Source organism: Salinisphaera sp. T31B1, from assembly GCF_040361275.1.
In the GTDB taxonomy this organism is placed as follows: Bacteria; Pseudomonadota; Gammaproteobacteria; order Nevskiales; family Salinisphaeraceae; genus Salinisphaera.
Genome location: NZ_APNH01000005.1, coordinates 247,584 through 259,465 on the forward strand (window position 1 = coordinate 247,584; position 11,882 = coordinate 259,465).

Sequence of the window (11,882 nt, forward strand, 5' to 3'; positions counted from 1 at the left end):
ACGGACACGCCGTATCGGAACAGATCAGGGACTACTAAGGGTATTGGGGATTCACATGATTGATCGATTCCACGTTCGCTGCCTGGGAGCAGCCATGGCCGTGGTGATTCTGGGCGGCTGTGCGGTCTCGCCCGAGCCGCTGGATCGCGGCGAGGTGCTCGATCGCTCGCGCGATAACATGATGCAGCTGGACGATCACGAGCCGCCGCTATCCGGCGAACTTACGCCCGACAAGGCTATTGCGCGTGCGTTGATGTACAACCTCGACCGGCGGGTCAAGGCCATGCAGGCGGCGCTTGCGCGGGGCGAGCTGTCGGCCGCCAACTACGACATGCTGCCATCGTTGACCGCGCAGGCCGGTTACACGACGCGCAGCCAGTATGCCGCCACCGAAAGCGTGCCGTTCGTCGGCGGCGAGCCGCTGGACAACCTCGGGCCGTCCCAGTACAGCGTCGGTCAGGAGAAGAGTCGTTATACCTACGGCATCGATTTTTCCTGGAGCGTGCTCGATTTCGGCTTGTCCTACGTGCGGGCCAAGCAGCAGGCCAACCAGTATCTGATATCGGTCGAGGACGAGCGCAAGGTCATGCACAACCTGGCCCAGGAGGTGCGCACCGCCTACTGGAAGACCGTGTCCGCGAATCGGCTGCTCGGCAAGATCGATCCGCTCATGAAGCGCGTGGACGACGCGCTGGCCAACAGCCGCGAGATCTCACGCAACCGGCTGTCGGATCCGTTGAACAACTTCTCCTTCGAGCGCAGCCTGCTGGACGTCAAGCGCAGCCTGGAGAGCCTGCGCAGCGAGCTCGTCGGTGCGCGCGAAACGCTTGCCAGCCTGATGGGCCTCCCGCCGACCACGCCGCTGAATCTGCCTGACTACGACAGCGGCGACTTCCCCGCAGCCGAGCCGCGGCTGGATATGGATACGATGGAGCAGACGGCGCTGATCATGCGACCGGAGATCCGTACCGCCGACTACCGCGAACGCATCGCCCGCGACGACGTCAAGGCCGCGTTTCTACAGATGTTCCCGGATCTGAGCCTGACCGCCGGCTACCAGCATGACAGCAACGATTTCCTGCGCTATCAGGACTGGACCAGCGCCGGTGCCGCGGTGAGCTACGATCTGCTCAATGTGTTCAAGGTCAACGCCAAGCGCAACGCCGCCAAGATGAGCGTCGACGTCGCGCGTCAGCAGCGGCTGGCGGCCTCGTTGGCTGTGCTCACCCAGGTGCATCTGGCTGCATTGCAGTACCAGGCGTCCCAGGACACCCTCGATACGGCCGAACAGTATCTCGGCGTATCCCGCAATATCTCCGAGCTGGTGGATCGTCAGTCCAGCGCCGGCGGCGTCGGACAGCTGACCGTCATCAAGGAGCAGCTCAACGCACTGGTCGCCGAACTGCGGCGCGATCTGGCATACGCCAGAATCCAGAACGCGACGGCGCGTGTCTATCAGAGTATCGGCCTGGATCTGTACCCGACCACGCCGTCGCAAACACCGGCCGAGTTCGCTGCCCGGATCGGCGATCGAAAGCAGGCCTGGGAGGACGGCGGAATCGCTGTGGTCGTGACGCCCATCGCCGAGCAGGAGCCGGTGCTGAAGACACGCGCCCCGGGTCAGGCGCCGTCGTTCACCTTTGCCGGGGACACGTTTGCGCTTGCCGGTGCGCGGCACTACCGGTTCTCGACCGACCAGGGCAGCGGTCTGCCGAGCTGGCTCGACTTTGACCCGGCCACGCGCACCTTTACGGTCAACGAACCGGCGGCGGCGCGCCCGGTCACCGTGCGCATGCATATAGAGAACGACAAGGGCATCTACGCCAACGACCGGTTCGTGTTGCGCCCGGGCTGGCAGAACTCTTGATTCGGGTGCAGCTGCGAGGCCACACCGTGGCCAGCATGGCTTCGCAAGGAGGCCGCCGATGAACTCAGGCGCCGCAGTGCCCGCGCTGTATGGCCAGCTCGAACGCCTGGCCGGCAGTACACACGGGGACCTGCGCCTGCGGATACCGCCCGGCTACGCGTTCGCGCGGCCGGTCAGCCAGGCGCCGCTGGTGGTCGACGAGATCGGCGAGTCTGCCAAGCATTTTCCCGTGGTGTTTCCCGAGGGCGAGACCGTGCGGCCGATCGCCCTGCTTGGGGTGAGGCTCGGTGAATGTGCGTTCGTGGACGCCGACGGCGGTTGGCAGGCGGACTACATGCCGGCCTGGTTACGTCGTTATCCGTTTACGTTCGCCCGCGGCGCGGCGGCAGACGACGCCCGGCTCGACGTCATGATCGATCGGGCGGCACCGCATTTTTCGACCACGGACGGCGAACCGCTGTTCCAGGCAGGCGAGCCCGGGTCGCAGGCGCTCAAACCCAGCGCGGTGATCGAGCGAGCGGTGGCTTTTCTCAGCCGCTATCAGCGCGCGGCGGACGCCGTGCCGGATTTCTTCGCGCCGCTGGCCGCCCACGATGTACTCGTGGCCCGCGCGCTGCGCGTGCGCGTGCCCTCGGCGCGCGACCGACGCATCGGCGGCCTGTGTGTCGTCGATCGTGATCGTGTGAAAGCACTGGATGACGTTACGCTGGCTGCCTGGACACGTTCCGGCCTGATGGAAGTGATCCATGCACACTGGCAATCCCTGACCAACTTCGAGCGACTCGCCAATGCAAGCCACCACTAGCTCCCGGCATGCAATTCGTGGACTGCGTGCGCTGTGTGTCGGCGTCGGGCTGTCGCTGACGTTCGCCGCACACGCCCAGAACGACCGCGACCAGCGCGCGCAGATCGAAGCCGTTCAGCGTACGGTGATGTCGAGCCAGCTCTCGGGCCAGATCGAGGCGTTGCCCTATCGCGAGGGGCAGTCCTTCGAAGAGGGCGCGCGTCTGGCCCGTATCGACTGCACGCTCTACAACGCAGAGAAGGACCGCGTCGCGGCCAAGTATGCCGCCGCCCGGCGCAAGCGCGACAGCAACGAGGAACTGGCGCGGCTGCAATCGGTGGGCAAGCTCGAGCTGGACCTGTCCAAGCTCGACGTGCAGGAGACGCTGGCCGAACTGCGGAGCGCCCAGGCCAATGCGAGTCGTTGCAGCGTCGACGCCCCGTTCGCCGGTCGTGTCGTGCGCCTGTTCGCGCGTGAAGGTCAGAGTGTCAAGGCGCAGGACAAGCTGCTGGAGATCGTGGGCAGCCAACTCGAGGCGCGTGTGATCGTGCCTGCAACCTGGCTGGCGTGGCTGGACAAGGGCGCGCGCGTGGAATTCGAGGTGGCTGAAACCGGACAGCGCGTCGCGGGCACCGTGGAGCGAGTCGGCGCGAGCGTCGATCCGGTCAGCCATACCATTCCGGTGTGGGCGCGCCTGGCTGATTCGCAGTCTTTGCGTCCGGGCATGACTGCGAGCGCCCGTTTTCCGCAACGTCCCAGGACGGATGACGGCAACGAGGCGGCCGGCGATACGCCGGCCGCCTCCTGAATACGGGCAACCGAGCCTGTGGCGGACCAGGAGCATGTCGATAGCCAGCGCCTGTCGGCGCTGTTCGAGATCGAGCACCGGCTGCGCGGTGCCGAATCGCTGATCACGCTGCGGTTTGTCGTCACCAACGAAGTGCGCGGCGTGGTCGATTATGGCCACGCCGCGCTGCTGGAGCCGGGGGTGTCGGGCTGGCGTATCACAGCGCTTTCGGATGTGCCGGCCGTCGATCGCAACAGTCTGTTCGCGCAGTTCGTCGAGCGCGCCTTCGCGGCTCAGGACCGCGCCGAGGCCGGCCCGCGGGCCCTCGACGCCGACGCACTCGGCGAGTGGGAGCGCGGCGTCTGGTCGGAAGTCAGCCCGAGTTCGGTGCTGCTGGCGCCGTTGGCCGGTCCGGGCCGCGAACCGGTGGCCTGGCTCTGGCTGGCCCGCGAGCCGGACTGGAGCGAAACCGACCGCTTCATGTGTGCGCATATCGCCGAAGTGGCCGGGCACGCCTTCGCCGCGCTGGCGCCGCGCCGCGACCGGGCCGGTTGGCTGGCCGGCCTTCGCCGCCGGCGTGTGGCCATCGGCCTGCTCGTGCTGCTGGCGCTGGTTCTGGCACTGCCGGTGCATTTGTCGGCACTGGCACCGGCCGAAATCGTGGCACGCGATCCGGCCATCATTGCGGCGCCGATGGACGGCGTGGTGGAGCGCGTGCTGGTCGAGCCGAACGCGCGGGTCAAGGCCGGTCAGGCGCTGGTGCGCATGCAGGATATCGAGGCTCGCAACCGCTACGCGGTGGCCAGCGAGGCGCTCAAGGTCGCCCAGGCCCAGTACGACACCGCCCAGCAGCAGGCATTCGACGATGCTGATTCGCGCGCCGAACTCGCCCAGCGCGCGGCGGAAGTCGATCTGCGCCGCGTACAGAAGGCCTACGCCAAGCAGCAGCTCGATCGCGTGGTGCTATCGGCCGACCATGCCGGGCTTGCGATCTTCAACGACCCCAGCGACTGGGCAGGCCGTCCGGTACAGACCGGCGAACGTATCATGCAGCTGGCCGATCCGGACTCGCGCGAGGTACGCGTTGAACTGCCGGTCGAGGATGCCCTGCTACTGGCCGCCGGCGCCCCGGTCAAGCTGTTTCTGGACTCGCATCCGCTGGCGCCGGTGCGGGGCGAGGTGACTCGGGTGGCCTACAAGCCGGTCGCCAACGCGCGCGATCAGATGGTGTACCGGGTCACGGCCCGTTTGTCCGAACAGCGGGACTATCTCCGGATCGGTTTGCGCGGGACGGCCAAGATATCCGGCGGCCGGGTGCCGCTGGCCTACTACCTGCTGCGGCGACCGTTGACAGCGCTGCGGCAGATGATCGGGTACTGACGCCGTGGCGATCCCGTTGCAGCCGTCCGACGACGATCGCGCCTTCGTCCTGCCCGGGCTGCGCAGCGATCTGCGCCTGGCCCGAGGCGCGCCGGATACCGACGGCACGCCCATGTGGACGCTGTTCGATCCATTGCGCAACCAGTATTTTCATCTGCACCTGCAGGGATTGCGCCTGATTCGCCAGTGGCACGGCGGCGACACCGCCGGCGAGCTGGCCGACGCTGTGCGCGAACGTGGTGTGGCGGTGTCCGCGGAGGAAGTGGTCGGCATGGCCCGATTCATGACCGCGAACAACCTGATCGCCGCGCGTGGCGCCGCCGATACCCAGCGTCTGGCGCAACAGCATGCGCGCTCGCAGACGCGTTGGCATCAATGGCTGCTGCACCGGTATCTGTTCTTCCGTATTCCGCTGCTGCGTCCGGATGCCGCACTGTCGCGCTGGCTGCCCTGGGCGCGGCGGCTGGTATCGCGTCCGGCGCGCTATCTGTTCGTGCTGGTGGGCCTGATCGCGCTGGCGCTGGTGATCCGGCAGTGGGAGCAGCTTGCTGGCACGTTCATGCGGTTTCTCAGCTGGGAGGGGCTGGCGTGGTACGGCGTGGCGCTGATTTCGGTCAAGAGCGCGCACGAGCTTGGTCATGCGTTCGTCGCCAAGCACTACGGCTGTCGAGTGCCGACCATCGGTATCGCGTTTCTGGTGCTCGTGCCCATGCTCTACACCGACGCCACGGATACCTGGCGGCTGACCCGCGATGCCGAGCGGTTGCGCGTATCGCTGGCCGGTGTGGCGACCGAGATGGCCATCGCGGTACTGGCCACGTTCGCCTGGGGCGTGCTGCCGGACGGTGGTCTGCGGCAGGCGGCATTCTTTCTGGCCACCACAAGCTGGGTCGCCACGCTGCTGATCAACCTGTCGCCGTTCATGCGGTTTGACGGCTATCACGTGCTCAGCGACGTGTGGGGCATACGCAACCTGCAGCCGCGGGCCTTCGCACTGACCCGGTGGCGGATGCGTGAAGCCCTGTTCGGCTTCGGCGAGGCGCCGCCGGAAGCGTTCGCGCCCGGCCGGCGCCGCCTGATGATCGCCTATGCGGTGGCCACCTGGATCTATCGCTTCTTTCTGTTTCTGGGTATCGCGCTGCTGGTCTATCACTTTGCCTTCAAGGCGCTGGGCATCTTTCTGTTCTGCGTGGAAATCGGCTACTTCATCCTGCGACCGGTGCTCAACGAGATCGGCGAGGTATCGCAACGCCGGCTGCGCTGGAACCGGGCGCTGCTGCGCACGCTGTTGTTCGGCGCCGGGTTGGTGGCGCTGCTGTTCGTGCCCTGGCGCGGCACGCTCGGACTGCCGGCCGTGCTCGAAGCCGCCGAGCATGCCGCGATCCACGCACCCGAGGCGGCACGGATCAAACGTGTGGCGGTGGAGTCGGGTGCGCAGGTGAGCGCGGGTCAGACGCTGTTCGTGCTCGACAAGCCGGAACTGGCACTGGGCACGGAGCAGGCCCGTCGCAAGATCGATGTCATACAGACCCGGCTGGCACGTCGGGCCGGCTCGCAGCGCGACCTCGACGCCGAAGGCGTGCTGCGTACCCAGCTGGCCGAGCTGCGAGCCGAACTCGCGGGGCTGGCTGCACGCGAACGCGCGCTCGTGCTGGAAAGCCCGTTCGATGCCCGGGTGGTCGATCGCGCCGACCTGCGGGCCGGCCAGTACGTATCTGCCCGCGAGGAACTCGCCGATCTGGTCGCGCCCGGCGCGGGGCGGGTATATGCGTATGTCGGCGAGCAGGATGTGGCCCGGATCGAACTCGGGGCCAAGGCGCGCTTCATTCCCGACGACGGCGATCACGGCGCCCGTGATCTGGAGGTCGTGCGCGTGGAAGATGTCGGCACGGAACGGTTGCCGTACCCGGTGCTGGCCAGCACCTACGGAGGCCCGCTGGCCGTGTCGCCCGAGCGCACAGAGGGCGATCGTGCGCTACGACTGGAAGACGGTGTCTACCGCGTCGTGCTCAGGCCCGTGGGCGAAGGTGACGTGCCGCGATGGCGCCTGGCGGGTACAGCGGTGGTGGACGGGCCGCCGGAAAGCATTGCCGGCCGGTTGTTCCGGCATGCGGCCAGCGTATTCATCCGCGAGAGCGGCTTCTAGCCGAGAGACCCGTCACCGACATTACGGCTCTGGCGGGATCGTTGGCTGCGGCGCTCGATTGGCGAGCCCGACGTGGGGGCTTTGGCCCCGGCGCGAGGCCAGAACCGGATCGATGGTGCCGGGGCGGCTCCAATAAATAGCCACTAAGGCACTGCTTATAAATATTTTTTCAGTTGAACTAAATGTAAGGTACCCCCAGAAATACCCCCAGAGTTGTGTGGTTAGATATTCCGGGAATGCTACGAGAGTATGATACTCAAGTGCCTACCTTCCGCCAAAGGCTATTTTCGACCACCCTATGTAAATGATGGCCCGCACAGTTTGAAGCGTGTTAGCTGTCAGGACAGCCGCGCCTATTACAGCGAATTCTCAAACGCGCGCAAGGCGCGAAACGCGGGCAACTCGTCAGAGACGGCGTCAGTCTCGGACACGCCAACGGCCTAGTTTGCCCACTCGGCCATTGCCGCGGCAGTGAAATGAGCGCAACGAATTGTCAACTGATAGGGCGTGCGGCTGTCGACCATCGATACCACGATGGTAAACGGTATTTTGCTGGGCTAGCCGAGGAAAGAAATTCATTCCGTCTGCAGCAACGTAATCGCCGCGTTCGGCATCGGCAGATTTACGCCCAACGTTGCGGCGGCATCCGGGATCAGAATCACTTTCAACAATGACCGTTTTCGGCTGCCTGCCGCCTGACATGTCCAAATGTTTTCGTCGCGAGGTGTCTTGCGGTGCAGCTTGAGCTTCTGAAACCGCTTCTGCGCATGGCTCCAGTTCGCCGAGTCGAAGTCCCGAAATATCCGGGGTGACACCAGGGCCAAGCCCTCGGGCAGTACGTGGATTCGTGCCTGAGCTGTGTTGATCGGCACCGTCTGGTTTTCTATGGAGTGTTTGAGCCAGGCCACGAAACGCTCGCCAGCGTCTTCGCTGGCCTCCATGCCGGCGACTTGGCCGTCCGCTTTATGGGCTGCGGCAAACTCGCGCTGAACGGTCGATTCGGAGCCTGTTGCAGTGCTCTCTTGAGCCTTGGCCGGGGGCGTGTTAACTGGTGCAGTCTCATCTTCGCCCGCCGCGTCGGCCGGTAGGTCGAACGGCAAAGTCAGATCGTCGATCGATGATGCTGTTTGTTGATTGTTTCCCTCCGGAGCTGTTGCAGCCCCGGTTGAGCGCGGTTCTGCGGACTGGGCGGATTCACTTGGTCTGTTGGTGACTTGGTCGGCTGCGCCTTTGGCTGTCTCAGATCCCAGCGGTTCAACGTGGCCATGCATCGACGTCGGGCGACGGGTTGGATCCGGCCAGATCTGGCTGGCATGCACGCGCAGACACGTCAGCTGTTGCTGCCAGTCCGCGATTGTGATCGAGCAGAGCCAAACCGCGCGGTCGTCGTTGGGAACCAACAGACTATGTTGTTGCATTTCATCCATGAGCCGGTCATTGCGCGTCGGGATCCCTGGCTGTCCTTCCTCGATCAGGTGGGTGCGGAGCTTGTCGAGCGTGGTCTTCGACACCAGCCACAGCGTATCGTCATCAAGATAGGCGGCCGCGCCGCGGCGGTTGATCGGCAAGTTGCCGTTATCCAACAGATAACGCAGTCCTGTGAGCAAGCGCTCGACAAGCGGTTTGGCCTTAGCGGTCGGTAGCTGCACGTTTTTGCTGCCACTGAGATTGCGCGCCACCGACAGACCGTCCGCCTGGCCCACGATTTCACCGATGGCGCCGGCATCCGATGGATCGCCCTGGATTGCCGTGAGCCAGTCATGCAGCGCGTCCTGGTCGCTTGCGATCCACTGCAGCCCCTCGGTCGGTAGCAGATGGTGTACCAACAACGGGGGAATCCGCTCGTGGTGGCGATAGACACGCTTGGAATTGAACTCAATGCCATAGGTCGCCCCGACCGGCATCGGACCGTGCACGGGCGACCAGGCGCTGCGACGGGCATGCGGCCCGTCATAGCGTGTGATGTGCTGATCTGTTACGGGTTTGCCGAGATCGTGGAGCAGGGCGGCGGTGAAGCACGCATACGTCCACAGATCCTGGACTCGGGATTGCACCTCGGGTGCTTCGCCGCGCGGCAGGATGATGCCCTGTTTCAGATCCAGCGTATGGCGCGCGACTTCGATGCCATGCTGTAGCAGCCCACCGGCGCCGGCGTGATGATGGGATTCGGAGGCCGGCAGATGCTGTACCAGCGCCGCATAATTATCGAAGACCACTTGGTACAGCGAACGCCAATGTTCGGCCGGTACGCCCGCGCGTGCACGGATGGCCGCGAGCTCGCCTTCAAATGGGGCGAGCAATTCCGAAGCCGAGCGAACCTTGAAACGATTACGCTCGACACGGCCGGCTGTTCCAGCGTCTTCGCTGGAACGGAGCCATTTCTTGAAACGCGAAACGATCACGGTGATCGAGCGTGCCGGATAAAGCGGGTTTTTGGTGCGACAAATTCACTCGGCGACCGAGTGAATTTCTGCCCTTGCGCGTATGCGCGGCCCTTTCGCCCTTTCGAGCAGGCTCTATCGGAGCCTTTCCACGGGTAAGTCCATTACCATTCAAAAACCTATTCCATTCGGCCCTTTACGCCAGCCCTTCGCTGTCATCGCTGGCCCAACGTAAAAGGCCGCGCATCGGCGCGGCCCGGGTGACTACCGTATTGAGCGTGTTGATCGCGACGCGCAGCATAGTGAAAACGTGCATCGCCGGATTGGAGGATTGCCCCAAGGCTATGACATCGGCCTCGTCGTCGGTAAGGCCCGGTCACGCGGGTTCGGTATCGGGGCGTCGGAACCTGATTCATCTTTGGGCACGGCTCACCGCACAAAGGGGCACCGTCGACTTCCGGAGACGGGCAGCCGGCGTGGTCAAGAAGGCCGTGGCCTTCCCGAGATCGGCTCCGAGAGCCGGCCCTGGGAAGGCCACGGCGCGACCACGCCTGAATCAGCTTGAAAGGAGCGCATCAATACACGCCTGGCGCTATGTGGCGCGTTTTCGAGTGGAGATGAATTTGTTCGAGCGTCCGACCCGGCCGAGCGCGCAAGATCGCTGCTCCGAAGGGCTCATACCTTTTCCACGATCGGAAGAGGGCTGCTACCGTGGCAGAAGGGTTACTCACGATACGGATAAAGCGCCGCTATCAGTGCCAGCTGCCTTTTGATGTCGGAAAAAAGCCCCGCACGGTGTGCAGGGCTTGAGTGAAGGCCGTCATCAGGCGGCGGTATCAACCGATCCGCTTTTAAGCGGAGCGATCAGCCATTGATAGGCTGTTTCGGCGTAGGCTGCGGCTCGAAAAATGGCGGACTTATCCTCTTTAAGGATACTGAGCCAGTGGTCGATATAGCTGGCATGTCCGGCGATTTCGCCGTGCAGGCCTAGCGCCGACATACAATAGAGCGAGCCGAGCTCGGCGACCAGTTCCTCGAACGCATAAGCGCCCTCGCGGACAGTGGTTTCGTATCGTGGTCGAGCACAACGTGACGCATGTTGGGTCGCATGTGCCAGTTCGTGTAACGCCGTGGCGTAGTAGTCGGTCGCAGAGCCGAATCGATCCCGGTCGGGCATCGTGATGATGTCCGTGTTGGGTCGATAGCAGGCGCGGGCGCCGCCATGCAGGATCGTGATACCGGACGCATTCAGGATGCGCTCGGCTGCCTCGACCGGCTCGAAGCCGAACCGCGGACGCGAATCAGGCGCCTTGAGGTCGTCGATCTGATCCAAGTTGAAGACCTTGAAGTGACGCAGCACGCGAATCTGCTCAGTGACAGCATCGCCGTTGTCGTCGACCTCGCCGGTTTCTTTCTCGAACGCCTTGTAGAAGATCGCCGGTGAGCTGTGCTCATTTTTGCGAACTTGGCCGCCCAGCTCCTGAGCCTGCCGGTACGTCAGCCAGTGACCGGTGCTATAGCGCTGTTGCAACTGACAGCACCACAGAAACACGACGTTGAAGCCGTGGTAATCATGGCCGGTGCTCAAATTGACCGGGATGTTGAGGGTGTGTGTGCGGTCCCAGGGACAGCGCCAGGGCAGGGTGCCCTGTTCCAGTGCGTCTATGATCTGATCGGTAATCTGCTTGCGGATATCGGTTTTGGACATGGTGTTTCTCCTGATCATTCGGCGAGAAACACCGCGCCCGATAGGGAACGATGTTCCCCGGCCGGGAGTGAAAACGAGTGGTTGAAAATCGGGACGCGAACGTCCCGATGTCGTTTTATGGCCTATACGGCCGCGGTTGCAGCGGACAGACGCCAGACCTTGTCTTGGCCATCGAAGCGATAGCCCGCTTCCTTGAGTGCTTTCTTGCGCTCCTGAAAGTCGGGATCGTCCTTCGACAGCGCGACTTCGGTCGGCATGCAGTCCGGACTCGACTCGGACGATTCAGGCGTGGCCGCTTCCGATTCGGATGCGGTCTCGGATCGGGAGTCGCTGTGCTGCGATTCCGTTTCCTCGCCGTCGTCGGATGCCGTCTCGGCGCTGTAAACAGTCACGCCATCGATCTTGATGAAGCCGATGTAGAGCAGGCGGGATTTCAGGCTGACGCCCGTCTCGCCGGCACGTTCGCCCTTGGCATAGGTGAACGTGTCTACGTATAGATCGCCGAGCCGGAAACCGATCAAGACCTTGCGGTCCTGTTTTACGGCGTCCTGATACTGCTGGACCAGGTCGATCGCTTTGGCACCGCTGACGCGGCAATCAAAACGTGTGGTGTTGACGTTGTCAGCCGAACCGTGCAGTGCTGCGATGTCGCAGGCCCAGAACGGCGTGCCGTTCTGGGGACGAACCTCGCGAACGCGGTTCAGATAGCCGATGCCTTGCGTGTGAAGGTCGAAGTATTCAGACATGGTGTTTCTCCTGATACGGGACACACCACGCCCTTTCGGGATGATGTTCCCGAAAGTGGGTTGGAAGGTGCTGCTGATGCAAC

General features: G+C 64.0%; 7 protein-coding genes and 1 pseudogene. 5 read left to right on the forward strand and 3 right to left on the reverse strand.

Features of this window, described 5'->3' with window-relative positions:
- Positions 1 to 55: 55 nt before the first annotated feature.
- From T31B1_RS17890 to T31B1_RS17910, 5 genes are read left to right on the forward strand one after another with little or no spacing between them, the layout of a single operon-like run.
- Complete coding sequence (locus T31B1_RS17890; RefSeq protein ID WP_353250902.1) at positions 56 to 1,867, forward strand: TolC family protein; 1,812 nt, start codon at positions 56 to 58, stop codon at positions 1,865 to 1,867.
- A 58-nt stretch (positions 1,868 to 1,925) separates the two neighbouring features.
- On the forward strand, positions 1,926 to 2,672 hold the full coding sequence (locus T31B1_RS17895; RefSeq protein WP_353250903.1) for a SapC family protein: 747 nt from the start codon (positions 1,926 to 1,928) through the stop codon (positions 2,670 to 2,672).
- A complete protein-coding gene (locus T31B1_RS17900) occupies positions 2,656 to 3,459 on the forward strand; it encodes an efflux RND transporter periplasmic adaptor subunit (protein WP_353250904.1) in 804 nt (267 codons plus the stop codon). The genes T31B1_RS17895 and T31B1_RS17900 overlap by 17 nt, the downstream gene beginning before the upstream one ends.
- Positions 3,460 to 3,477: 18 nt before the next feature.
- Complete coding sequence (locus T31B1_RS17905) at positions 3,478 to 4,818, forward strand: efflux RND transporter periplasmic adaptor subunit (protein ID WP_353250905.1); 1,341 nt, start codon at positions 3,478 to 3,480, stop codon at positions 4,816 to 4,818.
- A gap of 4 nt (positions 4,819 to 4,822) precedes the next feature.
- Positions 4,823 to 6,964 (forward strand): HlyD family efflux transporter periplasmic adaptor subunit, encoded by a 2,142-nt coding sequence (locus tag T31B1_RS17910; RefSeq protein WP_353250906.1) that lies wholly within the window; start codon positions 4,823 to 4,825, stop codon positions 6,962 to 6,964.
- A 575-nt stretch (positions 6,965 to 7,539) separates the two neighbouring features.
- On the opposite strand, the gene mobH is transcribed toward T31B1_RS17910, so the two are convergent.
- From mobH to T31B1_RS17925, 3 genes and pseudogenes are all read right to left on the reverse strand, one after another.
- Complete coding sequence (gene mobH, locus T31B1_RS17915; protein WP_353250907.1) at positions 7,540 to 9,366, reverse strand: MobH family relaxase; 1,827 nt, start codon at positions 9,364 to 9,366, stop codon at positions 7,540 to 7,542.
- Positions 9,367 to 10,168: 802 nt separating this feature from the next.
- Positions 10,169 to 11,053 (reverse strand): ArdC family protein, encoded by an 885-nt coding sequence (locus T31B1_RS17920; protein ID WP_353250908.1) that lies wholly within the window; start codon positions 11,051 to 11,053, stop codon positions 10,169 to 10,171.
- Positions 11,054 to 11,313: 260 nt separating this feature from the next.
- A pseudogene (locus T31B1_RS17925) lies at positions 11,314 to 11,814 on the reverse strand (STY4534 family ICE replication protein); the annotation flags it as partial.
- Positions 11,815 to 11,882 lie beyond the last annotated feature (68 nt).

What these genes read in the sequence shown, in the direction of transcription:
- T31B1_RS17895 (WP_353250903.1), top strand. Translation starts at nt 1,926, where the DNA reads ATGAACTCAGGCGCCGCAGTGCCCGCGCTGTATGGCCAGCTCGAACGC.
- T31B1_RS17920 (WP_353250908.1), bottom strand. Translation starts at nt 11,053, where the DNA reads ATGTCCAAAACCGATATCCGCAAGCAGATTACCGATCAGATCATAGAC.
- T31B1_RS17890 (WP_353250902.1), top strand. Translation starts at nt 56, where the DNA reads ATGATTGATCGATTCCACGTTCGCTGCCTGGGAGCAGCCATGGCCGTG.
- T31B1_RS17900 (WP_353250904.1), top strand. Translation starts at nt 2,656, where the DNA reads ATGCAAGCCACCACTAGCTCCCGGCATGCAATTCGTGGACTGCGTGCG.